Below are 24,115 nucleotides of genomic sequence, written 5' to 3'. Positions count from 1 at the left end.
TTTACTTGGATGTTAAATAAGAAGGAGAATGGGGAATTGGAAAAAATAAAAATCACAGAAGTAGGACCAAGAGATGGACTCCAAAACGAAAAAACCATTCTTTCCACTCAGGATAAATTCGAATTCGTATCTCGTCTAGTACAAAGCGGTGTGAAACATATTGAACTTACTTCTTTTGTCCGAAAAGATCGAATCCCGCAAATGGGAGATGCCAACGAACTCTCTAAACTCGCCCTTCCTAAGTTCCAAAATCAAGTCCAGTTTTCTGCTCTCACACCGAATGCAAAAGGTTATGAAGGAGCTAAAGAAGCCGGTTTTACCGAAGTCGCTGTTTTTACTGCCACTTCCGAAACATTCACAAAAAAAAATATAAATATGACCATCCAAGAGAGTTTAGATTTTTTTAAACCCATCTTCACCCAGGCAAAGTCAGATGGAATCAAAGTAAGGGGATATATCTCTACTGTGATCGCTTGTCCCTATGAAGGAAAAATAAATCCAGAGAAAACACTAGAGATCGCCGAACGGCTGCTCGATGCTGGTGCTTATGAAATTTCACTAGGCGAAACGATTGGTGTAGCCGTTCCTTCTGAAGTAGAAACATTATTAGAAGTCCTCTTGAAAAAGATTCCCAAAACCAATTTAGCAGGGCACTTTCACGACACTTATGGAATGGCCATTGCAAATACCAAACAAGCGCTCACGATGGGGCTCCGTAGTTTTGATAGTTCGGCAGGTGGACTCGGTGGTTGCCCTTATGCCAAAGGTGCTGCCGGGAACGTAGCCACAGAAGATTTAGTATATTTTCTTCATAGAGAAGGCTATGAAACTGGAATCCAATTAGATTCTCTTATCTCTGCCAGTCGATTTATGGAAGAACAAATCGGAAGGAAACTCGAATCAAGAACCTTTATAGCCATGAAGAATGCCGATTGATTTAGAACTCCTTCACACCAAGTTAGAAGATTTAAGAATCAAATATGACCATCTTCAGTATTTAGATACCGATCCTATCTGTTTTCCAAAAAAATACAAAGACCCTCTTGATATAGAAGTAGTTTCATTCATTTCCTGTTTGTATGCCTATGGGAATGTAAAAAGTATCCAAGGTTTTTTAAAACCAATCTTTGAAGCTTTAGGACCCTCTCCCTACCAAACTTTACGTGGAGGAAACAAAACCTTATTACCCTTTTTAAAAAATCTTAATGTCTACAGGTTCCAAACTAAAAAAGACAACCAAATCTTCTTCCAAACAATAAGCCGTATTTTGCAAAACTTGCAGACTCAATCCCCCCTATTTGAATCAAATCTTTTAGATGAGTTTGGAAAATTTAATGAGAAAAATTCTCTACCAAAGTTTCAAAATTTTTGGGAAGAGGAAATCAAAAAGACAAGTGGTAAAAAAACTCTCAGTTACGGTCTCCAATTTTTAATCGGAATGTCTACAGCCAAATCTCCGAAAAAAAGATTATCTCTTTTTCTTCGATGGATGGTAAGAACTTCCTACCCAGATTTTGGACTTTACCAAAGGATATATCCAAACCAAATTCCCTTCCCCTTGGATGTACACATTCAAAAACTAATTCAAATTTTAGGAATTACAGATCGAAAGACTTTTGGATCAAAAGAAGCATTTCTAATTCAGGAATTTTTTAAAAAAATAAATCCCAACGATCCTTTGTTATACGACTTTTACCTTACAAGAGTTGGAATCATTGAAAGATGTAATGCAAAATATCAAAAGGTTGTCTGTGAAGTTTGTTTTTTGAAGGAAGTGTGTTTGGTATTTGGTAGTGCCACGGGGAATTGAACCCCGATTGCAAGGATGAAAACCTTGTGTCCTAACCATTAGACGATGGCACCGTTTTAAGAACGTGTTTAAGAGTTACAGGAACTCTATTTTGAGTCGTCGGGGATTCGAACCCCGGACCCATTCCTTAAAAGGGAATTGCTCTACCAGCTGAGCTAACGACTCGTTCTGTAGCCAAGAATATCGAACCACCTTTGTCGGTCAACAATTACTTAAAAAAAAGATCTAGAGCTCCTGATTTTTTTTAATCCATGATGATCGTGTGTTCACGATCAGGCCCTGTGGAAACAATTCCAATCTTTGTATTCACTAGGTCTTGTAAGGACTTAATGTATGACTGACAAAGTGTTGGCAATTTAGAGAAAGAATTAATTCCTGAAATATCATCTTTCCAACCTTTATATTCAGCAAACAACGGTTTGACGTCTTCTAATCCTTGGGATGGAAAAAAATCTAACTTTTTACCTTTGTATTCATATCCTACAACGACAGGAATGGAATCATAATGACTGAGTACATCTATTTTTGTGAGAACCAGCGAGTTGATCCCGTTGACAGTCACAGCATGTTTGATCATTTGTACATCAAACCAACCACAACGTCTTGGTCTTCCCGTTGTAGAACCGTACTCTCCACCTAACTTCCGGAGTACGTCACCTGCTTCTCCTAAAATTTCCGATGGAAATGGTCCTTCACCTACCCGAGTAGCATAGGCTTTAGTAATTCCAATTACATCTTGTAAATACCGAAAACTCACTCCGGAACCAGCCAAGGCACCTCCGGTAGTCGGATTGGAACTGGTAACATATGGATAGGTTCCAAAATCAATGTCTAGTCCTGTACCTTGGGCGCCTTCCAATAGAACACGTTTGCCTTTTTCCAATTCTGAATTAAGGTAGTATACTGTGTTTACAATATTTTTACCGATTTTATCAGCAAAGTCAAGCAGGTGGTCATACATTTCATTGATATTCACAGGTTCTAAATCATAATATTTTACTAGTTCCTGATTTTTGACTTCCAAGATATGTGTGAGTTTTCTTTTTAAATTTTCTTTGTCTAAAAGGTCTCCTGCACGGACTCCATTACGAAGCATTTTGTCCGCATAACACATCCCAATCCCTTTTTTCGTGGTCCCTATTTTTCTTTCAGGAGAGGACCCGGCTTCTCTTGCCTCATCAATCAAACGATGGTATGGAAGTAAAATATGACAAGAATCACTAATCAAAAGCTTTTCTTTAACTTTAAATCCATGTGATTCTAAATCAGCACATTCTTTTAAGAAATATTCTGGATCCAGAACCACACCGTTTCCAATCACACAGGTAGTATTGTCATAGATAATTCCTGATGGAACTAAATGGAAAATATACTTTTTCCCACCCACAACCACCGTATGACCGGCATTAGCGCCACCTTGGTAACGTACAATAATATCTGTATCTTTGGAAAGGTAATCTATTACCTTAGCCTTTCCTTCATCACCCCATTGTGCTCCGACAACTAAATTTGCAGGCATAATTCCCTCATTTCACCTTATTTACAATTTCTTCAATAGAATCAAGATGCAGTGCAAAACCACAGGCATCCTTCTTAATTCCCGTAAAACTTTCAAACAATTCATTATAAACACCACCGGCAAATACCGGTTCTGGATCCGCTTCCACATAACCTTGAAACATAAATCCAGTATAATAAGACAAATCTCTCACAAGAGAAGGATCCCAAATACAAGGAATCGCACTGAGAACCTTTGTCCACTCACCAAAAAATGACGTGATTGATTCCAAATCCCCTTTCAATGTATCCCATTCGGTATTAGTTAATGTCTTTTGTAATGAGTTTTGAAATTTCAGCATCTCACTAACAGGAATGGGACGCAGTAATATCTGGATCATTTCCATATGAGACTCCGAAGTATTTTCCCTAGCAGCAAGAGAGACTAACTCTGGTAAGTTCTTTGTATATAAAAGTTGGCGTAAAACTTTTGTTTGTTCCTCATTCCAACCAAGAATTTCTAAAATAGAACGAAAAAAAGAAGAGTGACCAAATACAATTGTAAATGGCTCGGTAGGGACCGCAACTTTCCAAAGTCGATTCAGAATTTGAATTTGGGAAATGATATGGTTTGTATCGCTCTTACCTAGTGACTCCACACCCACTTGCAAAATTTCACGTCTTGACGCATTGCGTTTTTTGTGGTCACGAATCTTACGTGCAAAATAAAATACATTTTGGTTTTCTTCCCAGTGAGAACGTGCGGCCATTCCTTTCACCACTTGTAGTGTTAGGTCCACGCCTGGAGAGAGTTCGTTTCCATCCCAGTCCTTTGAAACAAGTAAACTCTCAACTCCGTGATCCAAATGGGAACGAAAGGAATTCGAATAATCAAAAGAAGGAAGGGTAATTTCAGAATACCCTTCTCTTTCGAAGAGTTCTGAAAAACTTTGTAGTAAAATCCGCCGGTTTTTGCTTTCTTCGGGGCCTAAAAAATGAAATCCATCCGGAATCCATTTTTGTTCCGAGGAAATTGATTTGTTTTTTTGATTCATACCGGGATCTCGATCACCCAAGAAGTCAGTTTAGAGAAATCCTGGATTTACGCAATCAATTGTAAAAATCGAATAGACAAATCGAAAGTTTTCAGTAATTTAATGTCGGTTTAGAGGCATACATGACAGAAAAAGAAGCCACTTTGGGACGCTGGCATAAAGAATTTTTTGAGAACATCCACTTATTTGTAAAATCGGGACTGACCGAGTCCGAAGCAAAGTCCATTTTAGAAGAGTTTTTAGTTCTTTCACAAAGCACTCCAAAACCAAAGGTTATGGAAATCTTCCAAGAACCAGAACGTTTGGAAGAAATCGGAGTGTACACCGACATCCGTCCCGAACCTCGTGACTTTATGTTAAAGTTTCTAGACCCCATCATGAAGAAATTCAAGGTTGAGGGAACAGAAAATCTAAAACTCTTAGATGGTGTGATTGGCAAATACCCAGTCACTTTAATTTCTAACCACTTGAGCCATTTAGATGCACCTGCCATCTTTACTCTTTTGTACAACTCAGGTCCGGAAGGAAGAAAAATTGCTGAGTCACTCGTCTTTATTGCGGGAAGGCTCGCTTTTGAACCTGACTTCACTCGCCTTGGTCTCTATATGTTTGGGACTCTTCTTGTTTGTTCCAAAAAGGATATGGCAGACAACCCCTCTCTTTCGGATGTGATGACCAAAATTAACATGCGGGCCTTTCGAAATTCGCAGAAATTACAATCCGATGGAAAAGTGATTTCTATTTTTCCTGAGGGCACTCGTTCGCGGGATGGAAGGTTAATGCCATTTGTGGACACAGTGTACCATTATGTAGCAAACAAAGTGATTCTTCCAATCTCACTAGAGGGAACAGAAAAAATTCTTCCCATCGAAGGACTTCTTTTTAACCAAGCCGTAGGAAAACTTGTTATCGGCAAACCTGTGCTTGTTGGGGAACTTACGAAAAGAGAAATGGAATCTTTTCCATCTCATATTGAACAGATATCCTTTCCAGGAACAGGCGATAAAAAACAATTTATCATTGATAACCTTGCACTTCTTGTAGGAAGTAATCTAAACAAACACAAACACGGAACTTATCGTAACCTTTACAAGGGTGATGTCAGGGAAACAAACCAACTCATTTCTATCCCCAAAAAACCAGAGGAACATGTGGTCATCATTGGATCTTCCAATATGTCAGTGGCTTTTGCTTGTGTGATGGCAAATAAAAATGTAAAAGTCACAATCTACAGTCCTGATTCAGAAATGGTAAAACAAAGTAATGAAGAGAAACGTGATGTAGTTCATTATCCAATCTACAAACTCCCACCAAATATTGAATTCTCCGACAAACCTGAAGTATTAGATACAGCAACCCTATTTATCCAAGGTACCAACCCTTGGGAATTTGATGGAATATATTCTAAAATCAGAACCCATTTACAGAAAAACAAATCACCGATGGTGAATGTCATAAAAGGATTCACTGGCTCTAAAAAAGGGCTAATTCTCGAAGATTTACATGAATTACTGCTTATCGAAAGGGACCGCCTAGCGGTTGTATCTGGTGCTTGTTACCCCGACCAAATCATGGAAAGAAAAATTTCCGGATTTGAAATTTCTGCCTTTGAAGATTCACTCATTCCCAAACTAAAAGAACTTCTAACAAACAATTATGTTTTTACAAGAACTGCCATCAATTCTCGGGACACAAAAGGTGTTCAACTAGGTGGAGCTTTAAAAACAGTTTATGCATTAGCTATGGGACTTGTGGAAGGATACTTTAAACGAGAGTTAGGTGGCAATGTCGATAATACACTCTTTCATTTAAGTAACCGGTTTTTTAATGAGATGGTATCCATTGGCGTCTTACTCGGTGGAGATCCTACTACTTTCAATGGCCTTTCTGGAATGACAGATTTTATGTTGGCATGTTTCGGTTCGGACACAAGAGATCGAAAGTATGGTTATGATTTAGCTTATGGGACAAGACCAGAAAAAATCACAAATGGTTTTTACGGATTAAAGGTATTACCAAACCTAATCCAACTGGATGAGAAAAGGCATCCGATTGTGACAGCAGCTTACAGAACTGTGATTCAAAACGAAGACTTTGATTTGATTGCTGAAAAACTACAAATGCAGCTAGCTCGTTAGAATTTAGGAAGATACACCGAAAACTCTGTGCGCCCGGGTTCTGATTGGAACTGGATCCGGCCACGGTGTCTTTCTTCTACCGATTGTTTGACTATCCCGAGCCCAAGCCCTGTTCCTTCTCCTTTTTCCTTAGTCGTATAAAATGGTTCAAAAATTCTTTTTTGAATGTTTAAGGGAATTCCAGGACCATTATCTTTCACCCGAACCACCACTTCATTCTCTGATTCATCTATTTGAATGGTGAGTGTGCCTTTAAAGGACATAGCTTGTAAGGCATTGTATATAAGATTAGTCCAAATTTGAATCAATTCATCTGGATAACCTGAAATATTTGGATTTGCATTGTACAAACGAACACATTCAATTCCAGATTTCATCTTGTTTTGATAAAGAGTCAGAACTGTTTCAATAGTATCAACCAAGTTAATTTCAGACTTGGCTTCGTGTCGGTCAAATCGCCCATAACTCTTCAAGCTATAAACGATTTTGGAAGTTCTTTCAACCGCTAAACGAATGGATTCCACACTACGAAGTGTGTTTAATTCCGATAATACTAACTCAAGTAAGGGGGAAAATTTAAAATGTGATAATAGGTTTTTATTTTCCAAAATAAAATCGGATACACCTAAATCAACAATTCTATCTGCCAGATCATAAGCAGGATCAATTCCTAACTCAATAAATTCTAATTCCAAAGTTTTTTTGGCCTTTCTTGATTCTGCAAATACATAGGTTTTTGGTTTAATCGTAAATAATTCAATTACCCAAGAAATAATTTCATTAATTTCCTTTTCAGAATATTTAGAAAAACACTCTTTAATTTGAAATAACCTATTACCGAAATTTCCCATTCGATTGTAAATTTGATCACTAAAGGCAGCAATTGCTGCTAGTGGGTTATTGATTTCGTGTGCAACACCAGCAACTAACTGTCCCAAGGTGGCCATTTTTTCCGACAAAATCAATTGGTCTTGCGTTTTCTGTAAGTCTTCCAGAATTCGATTTAATTCCTTTGTCCTTTCTTTCACTGCATATTCAAGAGCTTCTTTGTTTTGTTTGGATTCAGTGACATCGATCAGAATCGCAAGTAAAGTTGGTCGACCTTTCGTCTGTAAAATGGTATTACCAGATACCACATGACGTATTTCGCCAGACTTAGTGCGAATACTCGCCTCCATTCCAGTGCTCCAACCTTTTTTGAGAAGTTCTGATTTTAATCTTTCCCTATCAAATTTGGTAATCCATATATTCAGGTCGTAAGAAGTTCGACCAATAATTTCTTCACGAGAAAAACCAACCAAACGACAATATGCTTCGTTAACATCATCGTATACGGCAGTTTCCGCATTGGATAAACTAACTGCGGCAGGATTTAAACGGAAAACACTTTCGAATAGTTCTTTGCTGATCACAAGTTCACTTTGTAAAACCGCGGCTAGGTATTCTTTCTCTTTTAGGGCAGAAATATTTTGTCCTGCAGAAAGAAGATACTTTCCATTTTCGACAATGCGCCCACTTAAAAGGATTGTTACAGTAGAACCATGTTTGGTTAGCAGAGGTACTTCCAAATTGAGCACAATTCCATCTGTCTTTAACTTTGATAAAATAGAATCTCTATCATTGACATTCGAATAAATTCCTAAATCTAAGGTAGACTTGCCAATTACCTCTTCCTTCGTCCGACCAAGCCATGAACAGTATACTTCATTGGCCTCAACGTAAAGGCCTGTTTGCATATCAGTCAAAGCCATGCCAATGGGACTCGAACTAAAAGCAGTGTGCCAAATAGAATCTGATGTGGAGAGATAAGGAGTCATTCGTTCGGAATGTAGAATTTTAATGGAATATCGGACGAATGCAATAAAAAAAAAGCCTACTTATACAAGTAGGCTTTTGCGAAAGAATTGAACCAGAAAATAGACTACTTAGTAGCTACTTTTTCTTTTTTTGCCTTTTTAGGTTTATCTTCTTTTTTGGCAGGTTTCTTTTCTTCACGTTTTGCTTTTGATTCCGCTTTTAACTCATCTTGAGTTTTGCGATCTACAAGTTCCAAAATTCCCATAGCTGTATTGTCAGAAGGACGGTTTACCAAACGAATGATTCTTGTGTAACCACCGACTCTTTCCGCATAACGATTTGCTAAGTCTTTCAAAAGTTTTGTAACGATTTCCTGATCACCAAGATGGCTATAAAGATATCTTGTATTGTGCAAAATCGCTGCATTTTTCTTTTGTTCGTCAAGGTTTGCTAGATTTGCATCTAGATTTTTTTTCGCTCTAGTGATGATTCGTTCTGCATAAGAACGAGCCACCTTTAACTTCGCTACTGAAGATTCAATTCTTTCGTGGCGAAGTAGAGAGATTACCATATTTTGTATCATAGCTTTTCTATGATCTGCGGATCTGTTGAGTTGTTTAACTTTATTACGTTTATTCATCTTAAAAATCTCTCATACCGAACGAAAGCCCCATAGAGGAAAGTTTTGCTTTTAACTCTTGTAAACTTTGTTCGCTGAAATGTTTTGATTTAGTCATTTCGTCTTCTGATCTCTTAACGAGCTCACCAATGAAGTCAATTTCCAAACTACGAAGAACGTTAGTTGAACGAACAGAAAGTTCCAATTCTTCTACGTGTTTCGATAAAGCTGCTTTGAGTTTTTCATCAGCTTCATCCAACTCTTCTTCTTCTTCTTCAATCTCTTCTTCAAAGTTAATAAAAACAGTTAGGTGGTCTTTTAGAATTTTCGCTGCTTGTGCTACTGCATCTTCTGGAGAAACAGATCCATCAGTCCAAACTTCCATAGTTAGTTTTTCGTAATCAGAACGTTGAGCCACACGAGTTTCTGATACTTCAAACAAGACCTTTTGGATTGGTGAAAAAATAGAATCGATTGGGATCGTTCCCAAAACTTCGATGTCTTTCTTTTTATCTTCCGCAGGAACGTAACCACGTCCTCTTTGGATTTCCAAATCCATAATCAAATTAGCATCTTCATTGAGAGTAGCAATATGAAGATCTGGATTCATGATTTCAATCGAAGAGTCAACAGCTAAATCAGCAGCACGGAAGTAACCTGCCCCTTTTAGTTCAAGGTGGATTACTTTGCTTGCTTCTTTGTCTTCAGGCTCGTATTTGATTCGAACTTGTTTTAAGTTAAGAATGATACGAGTTACGTCTTCGGCTACACCTTCGATATAGGAAAACTCGTGTGAGACTCCTTCAATCCGAATCGCGGAGATTGCTGCCCCTTCAATAGAAGACATGAGCGTACGACGAAGGGAGTTACCGATCGTAGTACCAATTCCTCTTTCGAAAGGTTCTGCAACAAACTTACCGTAGTTTGGTGTATTCACATCGGTAGTGAATTCGATTTTTTTGGGTCTTTTAAAACCTTTTAATAAATTCTTTGGAGACAATGTCGTATCCTTCTTCTCTAAATTCTTACTTCGAGTACAACTCTACGATTACCTGTTCTTTCACAGGAATATCAATATGCTCTCTTGTTGGAAGTGAAGTCACTTCTCCTGAGAACTTGATATAATCTACACTTACCCAAGAAGCAGTACGATTGATTGCTTGAGCTAGTTTGATATTTTCTTCGATAAACGGAGACTTTTGAAATTTCTCACGAATTTCGATTTTATCACCAACATTCACACGATAAGAACAAATGTCCACACGGTGACCATTCACAAGAATATGTCTATGTGCTACGAAGTTACGAGCTTGTCTTCTAGTGACTGCAAAACCCATACGGTAAAGAACGTTATCCAATCTTCTTTCGAGGAATTGTAGTAAGTTCTCCCCAGGAATTCCCGGAGTATGAGCTGCCTCTTCAAAGTATCTACGGAATTGTTTTTCTAAAACACCGTATGCGCGTTTTACTTTTTGTTTTTCACGAAGCTGTGCCCCGTATTCAGTGATCTTTCCTTTTTTCTTAGGAGGAAGACCTGGTGGGTACTTTCTCTTTTCTAGGGAAGATTTTTCTTTATGTAATGTATGACTATTTTTGAGAAAGAGGTTAAGACCCTCTCTTCTCATCAATTTAACAACTGGACCTCGGTAACGTGCCATATCTAATTCCTACACCCTTCTTCTTTTGCGTGGTCGGCACCCATTGTGAGGGAGCGGAGTTACGTCTTTAATGAGTTTGATTGCAATCCCTTTCGTAGTCAAAGAACGAATGGCAGATTCACGACCAATTCCTGGACCTGAAACCATTACATCTACTTCCGAAAGACCAGCAGCTTCGATTGCTTTTTCTGCTGCGTTTGTTGCAGCAACTTGTGCTGCATACGGAGTGGATTTTTTTGATCCACGAAAACCCATCATTCCAGAAGAAGACCAAGAAAGAACGTTTCCTGCCATATCCGTAATGGATACGATTGTATTGTTAAACGATGCTTGGATATAAACCTTACCTCGTGGAACGTTTTTCTTTTCTTTTTTCTTAACCTTTTTGGTATCTTTTTTATTCTTAGCGTCTTTTTCAGCCATGAAGCAATCCTCTACTTAGTAGCCTTTTTCTTATTGGCTACAGTTTTCTTGACTCCCTTACGGGTTCTTGCGTTGGTTCTTGTTCTTTGTCCGTTAACCGGAAGTCCACGTCTATGACGGAAACCTCTGTAACAACCTACGTCCATCAATCGTTTGATGTTAAGGTTGACTTCAGAACGAAGATCCCCTTCTACCTGGTATGATTCTTCTATAACTCTTCGGATCGCGGCTTCTTGTTCGTCCGAAAGGTCCTTCACCCGGATAGATTCGTCAATTCCTGCTTTTTTCAGGATGTTTTGAGAGGAAGTCTTGCCAATACCAAATACGTATGTAAGACCGATCACTATTCTTTTGTTTGATGGTAAATCAACACCCGCGATACGTGCCATATCTTTCTATCTTTGCCTTTGTTTGTGTTTTGGGTTCGTGCAAATCACTCGGATTACACCTTTTCTGCGAATGACTTTGCATTCTGGACAGATTTTTTTAACTGATGCTCTAACTTTCATTATAGTTTCCTATTTCTTTCTGTAGGTAATACGGCCCTTGGTTAAGTCATAAGGAGAAAGTTCCACTGTGACTTTATCTCCAGGTAAAATACGAATGTAATGCATACGCATCTTTCCTGAAATATGTGCTAAAACCTTATGTCCATTCTCTAGTTCCACACGGAACATAGCGTTCGGCAACGGTTCAAGAACGGTTCCGTCAATCGTGATTGCTTCTTCCTTAGCCAGGGTCTATCTCCTACTAGATCGATTTTAAAATAGTGTTAGTGATTTCTTCCATACTTCCCAAACCATTAATTTGCCGAAGGATCCCAGAGCCTTTATAAAAGTCTATTAGGGGCAACGTCTTGGTGTTGTAAGTATGCAGACGGTTTTTGATGGTCTCTTCGTTGTCATCCGAGCGTCCTTCTTTGATCGCTCTACCTAGCAACCGTTTGACGAGTTCTTCGTCAGGAACGTCTAGGTTGACAACGGAGTCGAGCTCCATGCGAAGCTCTTTGAGGATTTCCGAGAGAGCCTTTGCTTGCTCCACCGTCCTAGGAAATCCATCCAGAATGAATCCATTTGCACAATCAGATTCGACCAAACGGTCGCGAATTATGCCTATAACGACAGCATCTGGAACAAGGTCTCCAGCGTCCATATATTTTTTTGCTTCTATCCCCATAGGGGTACCGTTTTTTACGGCAGCACGGAGAATGTCTCCTGTAGAAATCTGCGGAATTTGGTATTTCTCTTTGATGATGTCAGCTTGGGTCCCTTTTCCAGCACCTGGAGGTCCCATAAATATGAGTCTCTTCATTCGTTACACTCTTCCCTTGATTTTTGTCTTCTTCATGAAACCTTCATAGTTTCTCATGAGTAGTTGGGCTTCGATTTGTTTTAAAGTTTCAAGAGCCACACCCACCATAATGAGCAGCGAAGTTCCTCCGAATGTATACACCAAAGTTCCCCCACCGGTGTTAGAACCGAGGTTTAAAAACTTGATGATAAGATACGGAGCAAGAGCAAGACCAGCAAGGAAAAGAGCACCCGGTAAAGTGATTCGATTCAAGATTTTCTCGATCATATCTTTGGTTTGACTACCAGGGCGAACACCTGGAATGAACCCACCGTATTTTTTTAGGTTATCAGCGAGCTCCTGTGGGTTGAACTGAATCGCTGTATAAAAATACGCAAAGAAAATGATTAGAGAAGTATAAATTACATAGTAGAAAAGGGCATGGTACCAAATTTGCGAAAATGGATTAAAATAGTCCATAATCACTGCCCAACCAGCCCACTGACCGCCTTTAGAGGACAACCACTGAACAATTGTTTGTGGAAAAAGAATGAGTGAGGATGCAAAGATGATTGGCATTACATTGGCACTATTCACTTTGAAAGGAATGGATTGGCTACGTGCCTGAACCATCTTTCTTCCCACCATTTGTTTTCCGTAATTTAAAGGTACCCGGCGTACGCCTTGCGTTAAAATCACAGTCAAGGCAATGAGAACAATAAATATGATGATAAGAATCAGGATACTAAGTGCATCCGAAGTATCAGAAGTAAACATAGCAATGAGTGCTTCTGGCATACGACCAATGATACCTGCAAAGATAATGAGAGAAATTCCGTTACCGATCCCACGTTCCGTGATCTGTTCCCCGAGCCAAATAAGAAGAACTGTTCCCGTTGTGATGGATAACATCGCAATCGGTAAAAAATATCCTTCTACAGATGGGTTGATGAGCCCAGGGTATTTCGCTTGCGCAGTTCCCGATCCAGTAGACCAAGAATTAGCAAGTTGGATCACAGCAAGAGACTGGATTGCACAAAGAATCAAAGTTCCGTACTTAGTGTACTGTTGGATCTTTTTTCTGCCCTCTTCCCCTTCTTTTTGCATTTTTTGCAAACTAGGAATGAGAACCATCACAAGTTGCATAATGATCGAAGAAGAGATATAAGGCATAATCCCTAGTGCAAAAATCGAAAATTTTAAAAGAGCACCACCAGCAAACAAATCTACCATTCCGAGGAAACCTTCGCTCGGATCGGCAGTAATGCCCGTCACAATCAAACTATTGATACCAGGAATGGTCACATGAGTTCCCATTCTAAAAAGTAACAACATACCTATGGTAAATAGGATTTTAGATCTTAATTCCGGGATTCGAAAGATGTTAGCGATGGTTTGAAACATAGGTTATCTAGTTTTTTTTCTCTTCTTTTTTCTTTTCTCTAATGATGACTTTTCCACCAGCTTTTTCGATTTTCTCTTTTGCAGAGACAGAAAAAGCATCTACCGTAATGGTGATGGCAGTGGTCACTTCTCCAGTCCCAAGTAGTTTGATTGGTCCTACTTCGGACTTAATCAAAGACTTTGCTTTGAGAATGGCAGGAGTTACTTCCCCAGAAAGACCTGCTTTTGACAAAGAGATCAAATTGACTGGTTGGAATTCCACAGAGAAAATATTAGTAAAACCACGTTTTGGTAAACGTCTATGAAGAGGAAGCTGTCCCCCTTCAAATCCACGTCTCATCGAAGCCGCACGCGCTCTTTGTCCTTTGGAACCGCGAGTGGAAGTTTTTCCCATTCCAGATCCTGGACCTTGGCCTACTCGTTTCGGAGAGGTTTTTGCACCTTCAGGAACGGGAACCAAGTTTTTGTTGCCGAGGGATGTGGATTTTTTGGGACGTTTTGCCCCAAATCCACGGCCTTGTTCGATTCTATCTTGTGCCATACAATTATACCTTTTCCACTTTCAACAAGTAACCTACTTGTCTTAACATCCCTTTCAATTGGGGAGTCATTTTGTGTTTTTTGGATTGACCTTTCTTTTTAAGGCCGAGTGCAATCAGAGTTTTTTTGTGTACCGGAATGATACCAATAGAACTTCTTTCTTGCGTTACGATCACTTCTTCCATAGTCAGTTACCTTTTATAGATCTTGCCCAAACAAATGTTTGAGGCTAACACCACGTCGTTTCACCGCCATTGACGGAGTTTCCAACTGTTGTAATGCATCCATAGTCGCCTTCACAATGTTCATCGGATTTGAAGAACCCCATGACTTTGTAAGAACATCTTGAATTCCTGCTCTTTCCAATACGGAACGAACAGAAGCTCCTGCGATGATCCCCGTTCCCGGAGAAGCCGGCTTCAAAATCACTCGAGCGGATTTGAACTGTCCCACAACATCGTGAGGAACGGTATGACCGATATAGTGAATGGATTTTAAATTCTTTTTTGCCGATTCAATGGACTTTCGGATGGCATCTGGAACTTCATTTGCTTTTCCAAAACCAATTCCTACTTTTCCTTTAGAGTCGCCAACTACAGATAGTGCGTTGAAGGAGAAACGACGTCCCCCCTTCACTACTTTGGCAACTCGGTCGATTTTTACGACCTTCTCAGTAAATTCTTTTGTTTCTTCTTCTAACATCATTTAGAACTCCAATCCACCTTCGCGGGCAGAATCAGCAAAAGCAGCGATCTTTCCGTGGTAAACCATCCCAGATCTGTCGAGAACCACTTGGGAAACTCCTGCTTTTTTCGCTTTCTCAGCGACTACTTTACCGAGTTCGGTCGCAGCCGATTTACTCTTCTTAGAATTTTCATGTTTCGGAAAATCTTTCTCTAAAGTGGTTGCATAAACAAGCGTTACACCTTTCGCATCATCAATGATCTGTGCGGTGAGGTAACGATTTGTTTTATTAAAAACCAACCGGGGTCTTTCCGATGTGGAGCGGAGTTTGTATCTAACTCGTTCCGCTCTTCTCAATCTTTTCGTATTTTTAGCTGTCTTGTTGATCATGACGTTCTACTTCTTACCGGTTTTTCCGGCCTTTCTACGGATGTATTCGTTCTGATATTTGATCCCTTTCCCTTTGTAAGGTTCAGGAGGTCTTTTGGAACGAATGTCAGCCGCAACTTGTCCAACCAGTTGTCGGTCAATTCCCGATACTTTGATTTTAAGCTGATCTGCAACATCGATTTTGATACCGTTAGGCTCAGGGAATACCACTTCGTGAGAATACCCAAGAGCCATCACTAGATCTTTACCGCGTTTTTGTGCACGGTAACCAACCCCAGTAATTTCTAGGTTTTTCTCCCAACCAGTGGTGACACCTTTTACGCAGTTCATCGCAAGGGAACGCACTAGACCGTGGAGAGCGACAGTCTTTTGGTCTTCGCTTTTACGAGTAAAAACCAATTCGCCGTTTTCCACATTGGCACTAACACCTTCGTATAGAGGAGTTTTCAATTCCCCTAATGGCCCTTTGATGGTAAGGGCTTCCGCTTCTGCTTTCACTTCTACCTTTGCAGGCAATTTGATAATACTTTTTCCAACTCGAGACATGGCGTTATCGTTCTCTAGAATACCTTACAGAGAACTTCCCCTCCTACTCTGAGTTTGCGAGCACGTTTCCCAGTCATCACACCTTTCGAAGTCGAAAGGATGAGAGTTCCGATGTTATTTCGGAACGGGCGGATTTCACCGGATTGGATATAAACTCGACGACCAGGAGTGGATACTCTCTCGATCATACGAATTACCGGTTTTTTTTCCGTGTCGTATTTTAATTTCACTTGGAAGTCATCAAAACTTCCATTTTTTACAGTTTGAACATCATCTACAAAACCTTCTTCTTTAAGAAGATCTAGGATGGACTTTTTGATTTTGCTACCAGGAATCACACAAAGCTCATGTTTAGCTTGTTGTGCGTTTCTGATTCTTGTTAGCATATCTGCGATTGGATCTGAAAGACTCATACTTACCTTAACCTAATTACCAGGAGGACTTTTTCACACCGGGGATCTGAGCCTTGCTAGCAAGGTCCCGGAAGCAAAGACGACACATATCAAAGCGGCGCAAATAAGCGCGTGATCGACCACAAAGAGGGCAACGATTGTACTCTCTCACTTTGAATTTTTGCTCTTTGGCGTGGCGTTCCATCATTGATTTTTTCGCCATGATAATTCTCCTACTTACCTGCCGTTCGGTAAGGCATACCGAAGGCTTGGAATAATTCGAACGCTTCTTTGTCCACTTCCGTGTTCGTTACGAAAGTGATATTGATCCCATAGATAGTATTGATTTTATCAAAATGAATCTCAGGGAAGATGATCTGTTCTTTTACGGACAGGTTGTAATTTCCTCGACCGTCGAAACCTTTCGGATTTACTCCGCGAAAGTCACGAACCCGTGGAAGAGCCACGTTAATGAATCTGTCAAGGAACTCATACATATGATGACCACGAAGGGTAACTTTGCAACCAAGCACCATCCCTTCTCTCACTTTGAAACCCGCAATGGATTTCTTAGCGAATGTTTTCACTGGTCTTTGGCCTGTGATTTGACCAATTTCGATAAGACATGCTTCCATCGCTTTTGGGTTCGTGTGAGCTTCGCCCATACCAACGTTGATCACGATTTTTTCTAGTTTGGGAACTCGCATCACACTTTGAAAGCCGAGTGACTTTTGTAGTGTAGGGCGGATTTCCGCTTCGTATTTTGATTTAAGCCTAGGTACCATAACTATACTTCTTTCCCTTCTGGTCGAGTCACTCGTACGGATTTACCATCCTTCTTGGCAAAGCCCAATCGTACAGCCTTAATTTTCTTCTTTGGCTTCGCTTTGTTCTCTGCTTTTGCGTCGTGAAACATCACATTGGAAATATGGATTGGGAATTCGATTTCAATCGCACCACCTTGAGGGTTCTCTTGGGTTGGGCGAACGAATCTTTTTCTTTTGTTCACACCTTCGATATAAACACGATCTTTGCGTTTATCGATTGCTAGAACTTTCCCTTTTTTTCCTTTTTCTTTACCGGAAATCACAAGAACTTCATCGTCCTTTTTGATTTTCGTTTTTTTGAATTTAGTGGGCTCGGAGCCTCTATATGCTAACTTAGTCGCCATTTTAGAGAACCTCCGGAGCTAGAGATATAATTTTCATGTATTTTTTATCGCGTAGTTCACGGGCAACAGGTCCGAAGATCCTGGTTCCTTTTGGATTCCCTTTGTCATCAATGATGGCAACGGCATTGTCATCGAAACGAATGTAAGTTCCATCGGGACGACGAACTTCTTTTTTCGTTCTCACAACAACTGCTCTTTGAACCGCTTTGTTATGCACTTTTTTCCCTTGCCCGTCACGAAGACCGTATGCAGGTTGTGCTTCTTTCACAGCGACGATAATCTCGTCACCAAGCGTTGCGTAGCGTTTTTTGGAACCGCCAAGCACTTTCACGCACATGACTTTTTTCACACCCGAGTTATCGGCTACTTGTAAAATAGTTTCTTGTTGAATCATACTAATTTCGCCTTCTCAATTACCTTTACAAGTTTATGGTGTTTCTGCTTAGAAAGTGGTCTTGTTTCCACAGCGATGACTCGATCACCAACTTGACACTCGTTCTTCTCGTCGTGAATTTTCACGCGGGAAGTTCTGGTCATAATCTTCTTAAACCGTGGGTGTACTTTTCTTGTGATGATTTCGATCACTACAGTTTTATCCATAGCATCGCTCACAACTACACCTTGAATGGTTAAAGACTTTTTAGAGTTTTTATCTTCCATAACCTACTTCTTCTTACCTTTGCTTGTTTTAGCGACTTTTGGAGCCGAACCAGCTTTCGGTGCGATTTGTTTGAGTTTACCTTTAGCAGATAATTCCTTCTCACGAAGGACAGTTAATGCTTGGGCAATTCTCTTCTTATGATTGCGGATAACTTTTGGGTTCTCAAGTGATCTTGTGACACCAAATTGGAATCTTGCTTTTCTTACTTCTTCGGAAGAGGAAAGAATTTCTTTCTTCAAATCTTCTGGAGAAAGTGATTTAAAATCGTCTTTCATAGAACGTTCCTCTTAACAAATGAAGTTTCTACTGGCAATTTAAATGCTGCTAGGTGAAGTGCCTTTCTTGCTGTTTCTTCATCAATACCAGCCATCTCAAAAAGAACGCGACCTGGACGGATTTCAGCAATCCAAAATTCCGGGTTACCTTTACCTTTACCCATACGAGTTTCAGCAGGTTTTTTAGTGATTGGTAAATGAGGGAAGATCCTGATCCACAATTTCCCACCTCGTTTTACTTGGCGGTTGATAGTGATCCTTGCAGCTTCGATTTGGCGCGCAGTGATACGACCGGAAGAAATGGCTTTTAAACCATACTCACCGAACGCAACGTAAGAACCTCTTTCGTCCTTACCTTTTAAGCGCCCTCTTTGGCGTTTTCTAAATTTTACTCGTTTAGGTGCTAACATGATAGTTTCTCTTTAGTACTTCTTAACTCGTTCTACGTTTTACAGCGTATTTATCTTCATCGGTCTCTTCCTTATTTGTAGGGAAGTAGTCACCAGTATAAGTCCAAACTTTCACACCGATTTGACCGAAAGTGGTAAGGGCTTCTTTGAATCCAAAGTCAATTTTGGCACGAAGAGTATGAAGGGGAACTCGTCCTTCCATATACTTCTCAGTTCTCGCCATATCTGCTCCGTTAAGTCGTCCGGAGATTTGGATTTTCACACCTTCCACTCCACCGCGCATAGCACGACGAAGTTCTGCTTTCATCACTCGTCGGAATGGCATCCTTTGTTCGATTTGAAGGGCAACCGTTTCAGCAATCGCTTGAGCAATTACTTCTGGTTTTTTCACTTCGATGATGTTCATCCCAATCGGTTTATCAGCGTATTTTTTTAGCTCTTGTTTTACCGCTTCGATGTTTTGGCCTTTTTGACCAATGACCATACCAGGTTTAGAAGTATGGAGGTTTACGTTGATTTTTTCCGGGAATCTTTCGATTACGATTTTTACAACGGATGCATTTTTAAATTTCTTCTGAAGGAATCTACGGATCTTGATATCTTCGTGAAGATTTTTGATGTAATCTTGTTTGGAATACCAAATAGAATCCCAATTACGTGTGATTCCGATTCGTAGTCCGATTGGATTTACTTTCTGACCCATAAATTAGCTAACCTTCTTTTCGATTTCAGATACGACAACAGTGATGTGACTTAGGCGTTTACGGATCCTAGAAGCACGACCACGTGCTCTCGGACGGAAACGTTTCATGATTGGGCCGTCGTCCACATAGATTTTTTTAACATAAAGTGAACTTGGATCCAAACTTTCATTCATTTGTACTGCGTTCGCAACTGCCGAGTTTAACAAGTTGATGATCATTGAACTTGCCGCTTTGTTTGTAAAACGTAAGATATCAATGGCTTCTTTATAATCGTATCCACGAACTTCATCAGCAACCAGGCGAGCTTTTCTGGCAGAAATTCTGAGGTGTTTTCCTACTGCTTTTGCTTCCATCTCTCTACCTATTTCTTCGCTACTTTTTTGTCTCCACCGTGACCTTTGAAGGTTCTAGTGGGAGCAAATTCACCGAGTTTGTGACCGATCATGTTTTCATTCACATAAACAGGAACAAACGCTTTGCCATTATGAATCATGACTGTATGACCAATCATATCTGGATAAATGGTACTTCTTCTGGACCAAGACTTGAAGGGCGTTTTTTTCCCTTCAGAGTTTAGGCTCGTAATTTTTTTCATGAGGTGGTCGTCAATGAACGGACCTTTTTTTAAGCTTCTAGCCATGATTATCTAGACCCTACCTATTCCTGTTTTTCTTACGTCTTTGGACAATAAAACGGTCAGACGGTCTAGTCTTACGTGTTTTAAATCCTTTCGTAGGTTTACCCCAAGGAGTCACAGGGTGACGACCTCCGGAAGTTCTACCTTCACCACCACCGAGTGGGTGGTCCACAGGGTTCATAACGACCCCTCTTACTTTCGGTCTTTTTCCTAACCAACGGTTACGTCCCGCTTTACCAATGATTACCAAGTTATGGTCTTTATTGGAAAGTTCTCCGATAGTCGCTAAACACTCTTTACGCACTTTTCGGATTTCCGAAGAAGGGAGTTTAAGAGATACATAGTCACCATCTTTAGCGGAGATCACAGCAAAAGATCCTGCCGTGCGAGCGATTTGGCCGCCTTTTCCGATATGTAGTTCAATGTTGTGAACGTTAGTTCCTGCAGGGATTTTATCTAAAGGAAGTGTGTTCCCTAGTTTGATCTCTGCATTTGCACCAGATTCGATTTTGTCCCCAACTTTTAAACCGTTAGGAGCCAAAATGTATCGGTATTCCCCATCTGCGTAACAGATAAGCGCAATAAATGCTGAACGGTTTGGATCGTATTCGATTGTTTTTACAGTCGCAGGGATTCCGAACTTGTTACGTTTGAAATCGATGATACGGAACTTTCTTTTGTTACGTCCACCTTTGCGTCTAACAGCGATACGTCCCTTATTGTCACGACCAGCTTTATAAGAAATGTTGGCTGTGAGCGGTTTGTAAGGCACCACTTCTGTGATTTCTTTGAAATCTAGGACCGAATAATACCGGCTAGACTGCGTTGTGGGTTTAAGTTTTCTAATTCCCATAATTAAACCTTAGCAAAATCCAAATTTGCTCCGTCAGCAAAGGTCACTACAGCTTTTTTGTAGTGAGGTCTTGGGGACGGCATGTTTCTAAAACGTTTCATTTTCCCACGGTAAACGGCTACGTTTACATTTGTTGGAACGACGTTATACATTTGTTTCAGAGCCTGTTTGATCAAAGTTTTGTTCGCATCCGGGTGGACTTTGAACGTATACTTGACAGTTCTTTTTCCCATACGTTCTCCAATTGTTTGAAGGTCTTGCGACTTTTCTGTAACAACTGGTGATAAGATTACATTCTCTAGGTTCACTGTCTTATCCTTTCTTAGAATACTGAGCCTGAAGCTCTTTTAAAGCGCTTTCAGAGATTACTAAATTGTTATTATAGAGGATGTCTCGGCAAACGACTCGTTTGCTGTTCACATATTTGAGGTTCTCTATATTGCGAGTGGATTTTTTGAGGAATTGGTTTTCACCAGCTACCACAAAACCCACGTTACCCTTCTCTGCAATTTCCATGTTCTTCAAAATGTTGTAGATGGATTTTGTAGAGTAAGAAGAAGGTTCTACGTCTTCTATGATCGCGATTCTGTTTTCTTCTGCCTTTTTGTTAAGGATAGAGAGAACAGCCTTTTTCTTAACGCTGCGTGACAAGTTAGAGGAATAATCTCTTGGTTTTGGTCCATGAATGATACCACCACCAACGAAATGTGGAGCTCTGATGGATCCTTGTCTTGCACGACCAGTTCCTTTTTGAGCCCAAGGTTTGATTCCCCCACCGCGAACTTCGGAACGATCCTTAGTAGAATGTGTTCCTTGTCTGTTGTTCGCATTTTCAGCTTTAACCGCATCATAGATGGCTCCAAGCGAAATGCCGGTAGCAAATAATTCTGCCGGAAGTTCAACTTCGCTTACGAATACGCCTTCTTTATTGTATTTACGCGCTTTCATGTTCTACCTATCTATTTATCCGATTTTTTCTATCGTAACGATACCGCGTTCCCTTCCTGGAACTGGACCGGATACAAATACCAAATTGGCGTCTGCATCAATTTTTACTACTTTCAGGTTTCGAACAGTGCTCTGTTCAGAACCCATTCTTCCGCCCATCTTCAAACCCTTGAACACACGTCCAGGAGTTGTATTAGAACCAATCGAACCAGGATGTCTTTGGAATCTGGAACCATGTCCAGCAGGACCACCAGCAAAACCGTGGCGTTTTACAACACCTTGTGTTCCCTTTCCCTTAGATGTTCCGGTCACTTTCACCGTGTCGTTTAAAGCAAACACATCAGCGAGTTTTACCTCAGCACCAACTGCTACATCTTCAAAACCTTTGAATTCAATCAGAGTTTTTTTAGGAGCGGCAATGTTAGCTTTTTTAATGTGTCCAACTTCGGCCTTCGTCATGTGTTTTTCCTTGGCATCACCAAATGCTAATTGAACCGCTTCGTAGCCGTCATTCGCAGATGTTTTTACCTGGGACACAAAACAAGGACCCACGCGTAAAACGGTTACAGTAACCATCTTACCTTCGTTATTGAATATGTGGGCCATGCCCAATTTTTCGCCGATTAAACCTTTAGCCATGGATCCTATCCTTAGGATTTAATATCTACGGAAACTCCAGCAGGGAGTTGAAGCTTCATCAGGGCTTCTACCGTATCTTCATTCGTATTTAAAATATCTATGAGTCTCTTATGAGTTCTCATTTCAAATTGTTCTCTAGCTTTTTTATTCACGTGCGGAGAACGTAATACCGTGTAGATTTCTTTTTTCGTTGGAAGCGGGATTGGACCGGAGACAGTAGCTCCGGTCCTCTTCGCAGTCGCAACGATTTCAAAGGTTGATTGGTCAATCAACCGATGATCGAAAGCTTTTAACTTAACGCGAATTCTTTGTCCAGCCATTGCGATTACTCAACGATCTCCGCAACAACACCAGAACCAATTGTTCTTCCACCCTCACGGATAGCGAACTTCAAACCTTGGTCCATAGCAATTGGGTGGATAAGTTCGATTGACATCGTAACGTTATCTCCCGGCATAACCATCTCCATTCCACCAGGAAGGTTACAAACACCGGTGATGTCTGTAGTTCTGAAATAGAATTGAGGACGGTAGTTGTTAAAGAATGGAGTATGACGTCCACCTTCGTCTTTAGTAAGAACGTAAACTTCCGCTTTAAATTTTCTGTGTGGAGTGATAGTACCCGGTTTCGCAAGAACTTGACCTCTTTCGATGTCTTCTTTTTTAGTTCCGCGAAGAAGAGCACCAATATTGTCTCCTGCTTCTGCTTGATCGAGTAGTTTACGGAACATCTCGATACCAGTAACAACTGATTTAGATGTATCACGGATACCAACGATTTCGATCTCGTCGTTGATCTTAAGAACACCTTGCTCCACACGACCAGTTGCAACAGTTCCACGACCAGTGATTGAGAATACGTCCTCAACTGGCATAAGGAAAGGTTTATCAACAATACGTGTAGGGTTTGGAACGTAAGTATCAACAGCTTCCATAAGTTTCAAAATGGATTTCATTCCTAGGTCGGAATCTTCACCTTCAAGAGCTTTTAATGCAGAACCAGAGATGAAAGGTGTTTTATCACCAGGAAAGTTGTATTTGTTAAGAAGGTCTTTGATTTCCTCTTTAACCATCTCAACCATATCGTCTCTTTCATCAGCAGCAAGCATGTCCGCTTTGTTGAGGTAAACCACGATGTAAGGAACCCCTACTTGGCGAGCAAGAAGGATGTGTTCTTTAGTTTGTGGCATAGCACCGTCAGTTGCAGATACTACGAGAATCGCAGCGTCCATCTGAGCAGCACCAGTAATCATGTTTTTAACATAGTCCGCGTGTCCCGGGCAATCTACGTGTGCGTAGTGACGGTTTGGAGTTTCATACTCCTGGTGAGACGTTGCAATAGTAATCCCACGAGCCTTTTCTTCGGGCGCGTTGTCGATTTGGTCGTAAGCAATCGCTTTGTTTTTTCCACCCACTAACTTCGCAAGCGTCGTTGTGATCGCTGCTGTTAGGGTTGTTTTACCGTGGTCAACGTGACCAATTGTTCCGATGTTTAAGTGTGGTTTTGAACGGTCAAATTTTTCTTTAGCCATTGTTAGAATCTACTCCTCAATCGTGGTGCAAGACCCGATCCTC

At 40.5% G+C, this 24,115-nt stretch carries 37 protein-coding genes and 2 tRNA genes; 3 read left to right on the top strand and 36 right to left on the bottom strand.

Annotated elements, in window-relative coordinates; genetic code table 11:
* Positions 1-36 precede the first annotated feature (36 nt).
* Both EHQ31_RS02125 and EHQ31_RS02120 read left to right on the top strand, forming a co-directional pair.
* Positions 37-936 carry a hydroxymethylglutaryl-CoA lyase gene (locus EHQ31_RS02125; RefSeq protein WP_135569133.1) on the top strand — a complete coding sequence of 300 codons (900 nt, stop codon included), beginning with the start codon at positions 37-39 and terminating at the stop codon, positions 934-936.
* Positions 926-1,810 (top strand): TIGR02757 family protein, encoded by an 885-nt coding sequence (locus tag EHQ31_RS02120; RefSeq protein WP_244247236.1) that lies wholly within the window; start codon positions 926-928, stop codon positions 1,808-1,810. The genes EHQ31_RS02125 and EHQ31_RS02120 overlap by 11 nt, the downstream gene beginning before the upstream one ends.
* On the opposite strand, the gene EHQ31_RS02115 is transcribed toward EHQ31_RS02120, so the two are convergent.
* The 4 genes from EHQ31_RS02115 to EHQ31_RS02100 form a co-directional block, all read right to left on the bottom strand.
* Positions 1,789-1,863, bottom strand: a tRNA-Glu gene (locus tag EHQ31_RS02115). The genes EHQ31_RS02120 and EHQ31_RS02115 overlap by 22 nt on opposite strands.
* A 39-nt stretch (positions 1,864-1,902) precedes the next feature.
* Positions 1,903-1,975 (bottom strand) — tRNA-Lys (locus tag EHQ31_RS02110).
* 79 nt (positions 1,976-2,054) lie between these two features.
* Entirely contained in the window at positions 2,055-3,329 is a 1,275-nt protein-coding gene (locus tag EHQ31_RS02105) for an adenylosuccinate synthase (protein WP_135569131.1), read from the bottom strand.
* 7 nt (positions 3,330-3,336) lie between these two features.
* Positions 3,337-4,362: an ATP phosphoribosyltransferase regulatory subunit gene (locus tag EHQ31_RS02100; RefSeq protein WP_135569129.1), complete on the bottom strand. Its 1,026-nt coding sequence runs from the start codon at positions 4,360-4,362 to the stop codon at positions 3,337-3,339.
* A 122-nt stretch (positions 4,363-4,484) separates the two neighbouring features.
* On the opposite strand from EHQ31_RS02100, the gene EHQ31_RS02095 reads away from it, so the two are divergent.
* Positions 4,485-6,500, top strand: coding sequence for a 1-acyl-sn-glycerol-3-phosphate acyltransferase (locus tag EHQ31_RS02095; protein ID WP_135569127.1), 2,016 nt, complete (start codon positions 4,485-4,487; stop codon positions 6,498-6,500).
* Here the strand turns inward: EHQ31_RS02095 and EHQ31_RS02090 are convergent.
* From EHQ31_RS02090 to tuf, 32 genes are all read right to left on the bottom strand, one after another.
* A complete protein-coding gene (locus tag EHQ31_RS02090; protein WP_135569125.1) occupies positions 6,497-8,317 on the bottom strand; it encodes a PAS domain-containing sensor histidine kinase in 1,821 nt (606 codons plus the stop codon). The genes EHQ31_RS02095 and EHQ31_RS02090 overlap by 4 nt on opposite strands.
* 104 nt (positions 8,318-8,421) lie before the next feature.
* The gene (rplQ, locus tag EHQ31_RS02085; protein WP_135569123.1) at positions 8,422-8,937 is read right to left on the bottom strand and encodes a 50S ribosomal protein L17; all 516 of its coding nucleotides are present in this window, start codon (positions 8,935-8,937) and stop codon (positions 8,422-8,424) included.
* Position 8,938: 1 nt separating this feature from the next.
* Positions 8,939-9,916 (bottom strand): DNA-directed RNA polymerase subunit alpha, encoded by a 978-nt coding sequence (locus tag EHQ31_RS02080; RefSeq protein WP_002974165.1) that lies wholly within the window; start codon positions 9,914-9,916, stop codon positions 8,939-8,941.
* A gap of 25 nt (positions 9,917-9,941) precedes the next feature.
* Positions 9,942-10,574: a 30S ribosomal protein S4 gene (rpsD, locus tag EHQ31_RS02075; RefSeq protein ID WP_135569122.1), complete on the bottom strand. Its 633-nt coding sequence runs from the start codon at positions 10,572-10,574 to the stop codon at positions 9,942-9,944.
* Between the two features lie 9 nt (positions 10,575-10,583).
* On the bottom strand, positions 10,584-10,997 hold the full coding sequence (rpsK, locus tag EHQ31_RS02070; protein WP_004783964.1) for a 30S ribosomal protein S11: 414 nt from the start codon (positions 10,995-10,997) through the stop codon (positions 10,584-10,586).
* Positions 10,998-11,008: 11 nt separating this feature from the next.
* Positions 11,009-11,386 carry a 30S ribosomal protein S13 gene (rpsM, locus tag EHQ31_RS02065; protein WP_035983662.1) on the bottom strand — a complete coding sequence of 126 codons (378 nt, stop codon included), beginning with the start codon at positions 11,384-11,386 and terminating at the stop codon, positions 11,009-11,011.
* A 6-nt stretch (positions 11,387-11,392) separates the two neighbouring features.
* Positions 11,393-11,506 (bottom strand): 50S ribosomal protein L36, encoded by a 114-nt coding sequence (rpmJ, locus tag EHQ31_RS02060; RefSeq protein WP_002974084.1) that lies wholly within the window; start codon positions 11,504-11,506, stop codon positions 11,393-11,395.
* 9 nt (positions 11,507-11,515) lie between these two features.
* Positions 11,516-11,734 (bottom strand): translation initiation factor IF-1, encoded by a 219-nt coding sequence (infA, locus tag EHQ31_RS02055; protein ID WP_012476295.1) that lies wholly within the window; start codon positions 11,732-11,734, stop codon positions 11,516-11,518.
* A gap of 13 nt (positions 11,735-11,747) precedes the next feature.
* Complete coding sequence (locus EHQ31_RS02050; RefSeq protein ID WP_015680141.1) at positions 11,748-12,308, bottom strand: adenylate kinase; 561 nt, start codon at positions 12,306-12,308, stop codon at positions 11,748-11,750.
* A 3-nt stretch (positions 12,309-12,311) separates the two neighbouring features.
* Positions 12,312-13,691, bottom strand: a complete 1,380-nt coding sequence (secY, locus tag EHQ31_RS02045) for a preprotein translocase subunit SecY (protein WP_004783927.1) — start codon at positions 13,689-13,691, stop codon at positions 12,312-12,314.
* Between the two features lie 7 nt (positions 13,692-13,698).
* Complete coding sequence (gene rplO, locus EHQ31_RS02040) at positions 13,699-14,232, bottom strand: 50S ribosomal protein L15 (protein ID WP_135569120.1); 534 nt, start codon at positions 14,230-14,232, stop codon at positions 13,699-13,701.
* A gap of 4 nt (positions 14,233-14,236) precedes the next feature.
* Positions 14,237-14,416, bottom strand: coding sequence for a 50S ribosomal protein L30 (gene rpmD / locus EHQ31_RS02035; protein ID WP_135569118.1), 180 nt, complete (start codon positions 14,414-14,416; stop codon positions 14,237-14,239).
* Between the two features lie 13 nt (positions 14,417-14,429).
* Positions 14,430-14,933 (bottom strand): 30S ribosomal protein S5, encoded by a 504-nt coding sequence (gene rpsE, locus EHQ31_RS02030; RefSeq protein WP_002973816.1) that lies wholly within the window; start codon positions 14,931-14,933, stop codon positions 14,430-14,432.
* Positions 14,934-14,936: 3 nt separating this feature from the next.
* A complete protein-coding gene (gene rplR / locus EHQ31_RS02025) occupies positions 14,937-15,305 on the bottom strand; it encodes a 50S ribosomal protein L18 (protein WP_100743118.1) in 369 nt (122 codons plus the stop codon).
* A 6-nt stretch (positions 15,306-15,311) separates the two neighbouring features.
* Complete coding sequence (rplF, locus tag EHQ31_RS02020) at positions 15,312-15,851, bottom strand: 50S ribosomal protein L6 (protein WP_135569117.1); 540 nt, start codon at positions 15,849-15,851, stop codon at positions 15,312-15,314.
* A 14-nt stretch (positions 15,852-15,865) separates the two neighbouring features.
* Entirely contained in the window at positions 15,866-16,264 is a 399-nt protein-coding gene (rpsH, locus tag EHQ31_RS02015) for a 30S ribosomal protein S8 (RefSeq protein ID WP_002973604.1), read from the bottom strand.
* Positions 16,265-16,280: 16 nt separating this feature from the next.
* A complete protein-coding gene (locus EHQ31_RS02010; RefSeq protein ID WP_012476296.1) occupies positions 16,281-16,466 on the bottom strand; it encodes a type Z 30S ribosomal protein S14 in 186 nt (61 codons plus the stop codon).
* 10 nt (positions 16,467-16,476) lie between these two features.
* Positions 16,477-17,028, bottom strand: a complete 552-nt coding sequence (rplE, locus tag EHQ31_RS02005) for a 50S ribosomal protein L5 (RefSeq protein ID WP_135569115.1) — start codon at positions 17,026-17,028, stop codon at positions 16,477-16,479.
* Positions 17,029-17,030: 2 nt separating this feature from the next.
* Positions 17,031-17,414 (bottom strand): 50S ribosomal protein L24, encoded by a 384-nt coding sequence (rplX, locus tag EHQ31_RS02000; RefSeq protein ID WP_135569113.1) that lies wholly within the window; start codon positions 17,412-17,414, stop codon positions 17,031-17,033.
* Between the two features lies 1 nt (position 17,415).
* On the bottom strand, positions 17,416-17,808 hold the full coding sequence (gene rplN, locus EHQ31_RS01995) for a 50S ribosomal protein L14 (RefSeq protein ID WP_002974152.1): 393 nt from the start codon (positions 17,806-17,808) through the stop codon (positions 17,416-17,418).
* Complete coding sequence (gene rpsQ / locus EHQ31_RS01990) at positions 17,805-18,074, bottom strand: 30S ribosomal protein S17 (RefSeq protein ID WP_012388932.1); 270 nt, start codon at positions 18,072-18,074, stop codon at positions 17,805-17,807. The genes rplN and rpsQ overlap by 4 nt, the downstream gene beginning before the upstream one ends.
* Before the next feature lie 3 nt (positions 18,075-18,077).
* The gene (rpmC, locus tag EHQ31_RS01985; RefSeq protein ID WP_100729137.1) at positions 18,078-18,350 is read right to left on the bottom strand and encodes a 50S ribosomal protein L29; all 273 of its coding nucleotides are present in this window, start codon (positions 18,348-18,350) and stop codon (positions 18,078-18,080) included.
* Positions 18,347-18,760: a 50S ribosomal protein L16 gene (rplP, locus tag EHQ31_RS01980; protein WP_002974545.1), complete on the bottom strand. Its 414-nt coding sequence runs from the start codon at positions 18,758-18,760 to the stop codon at positions 18,347-18,349. Before rplP ends, rpmC begins: the two co-directional genes overlap by 4 nt.
* A gap of 22 nt (positions 18,761-18,782) precedes the next feature.
* On the bottom strand, positions 18,783-19,463 hold the full coding sequence (gene rpsC / locus EHQ31_RS01975) for a 30S ribosomal protein S3 (protein WP_135569111.1): 681 nt from the start codon (positions 19,461-19,463) through the stop codon (positions 18,783-18,785).
* 3 nt (positions 19,464-19,466) lie between these two features.
* The gene (gene rplV / locus EHQ31_RS01970; protein ID WP_004783773.1) at positions 19,467-19,817 is read right to left on the bottom strand and encodes a 50S ribosomal protein L22; all 351 of its coding nucleotides are present in this window, start codon (positions 19,815-19,817) and stop codon (positions 19,467-19,469) included.
* Between the two features lie 8 nt (positions 19,818-19,825).
* On the bottom strand, positions 19,826-20,104 hold the full coding sequence (rpsS, locus tag EHQ31_RS01965) for a 30S ribosomal protein S19 (RefSeq protein ID WP_100743125.1): 279 nt from the start codon (positions 20,102-20,104) through the stop codon (positions 19,826-19,828).
* Between the two features lie 13 nt (positions 20,105-20,117).
* Entirely contained in the window at positions 20,118-20,954 is an 837-nt protein-coding gene (gene rplB, locus EHQ31_RS01960; protein WP_100721553.1) for a 50S ribosomal protein L2, read from the bottom strand.
* Between the two features lie 2 nt (positions 20,955-20,956).
* A complete protein-coding gene (locus EHQ31_RS01955) occupies positions 20,957-21,262 on the bottom strand; it encodes a 50S ribosomal protein L23 (protein ID WP_100790764.1) in 306 nt (101 codons plus the stop codon).
* 4 nt (positions 21,263-21,266) lie between these two features.
* Complete coding sequence (gene rplD, locus EHQ31_RS01950) at positions 21,267-21,902, bottom strand: 50S ribosomal protein L4 (protein ID WP_002973655.1); 636 nt, start codon at positions 21,900-21,902, stop codon at positions 21,267-21,269.
* Between the two features lie 15 nt (positions 21,903-21,917).
* The gene (rplC, locus tag EHQ31_RS01945; RefSeq protein WP_002974191.1) at positions 21,918-22,541 is read right to left on the bottom strand and encodes a 50S ribosomal protein L3; all 624 of its coding nucleotides are present in this window, start codon (positions 22,539-22,541) and stop codon (positions 21,918-21,920) included.
* An 11-nt stretch (positions 22,542-22,552) separates the two neighbouring features.
* A complete protein-coding gene (gene rpsJ, locus EHQ31_RS01940; RefSeq protein ID WP_002974412.1) occupies positions 22,553-22,861 on the bottom strand; it encodes a 30S ribosomal protein S10 in 309 nt (102 codons plus the stop codon).
* Between the two features lie 5 nt (positions 22,862-22,866).
* Positions 22,867-24,072, bottom strand: coding sequence for an elongation factor Tu (gene tuf, locus EHQ31_RS01935; protein ID WP_002974170.1), 1,206 nt, complete (start codon positions 24,070-24,072; stop codon positions 22,867-22,869).
* Between the last annotated feature and the right edge of the window lie 43 nt (positions 24,073-24,115).

Source organism: Leptospira montravelensis, from assembly GCF_004770045.1.
In the GTDB taxonomy this organism is placed as follows: Bacteria; Spirochaetota; Leptospiria; order Leptospirales; family Leptospiraceae; genus Leptospira_A; species Leptospira_A montravelensis.
Note: the sequence above shows the minus strand (reverse complement) of the source record. Positions and strands in the feature narration are given on the sequence as shown.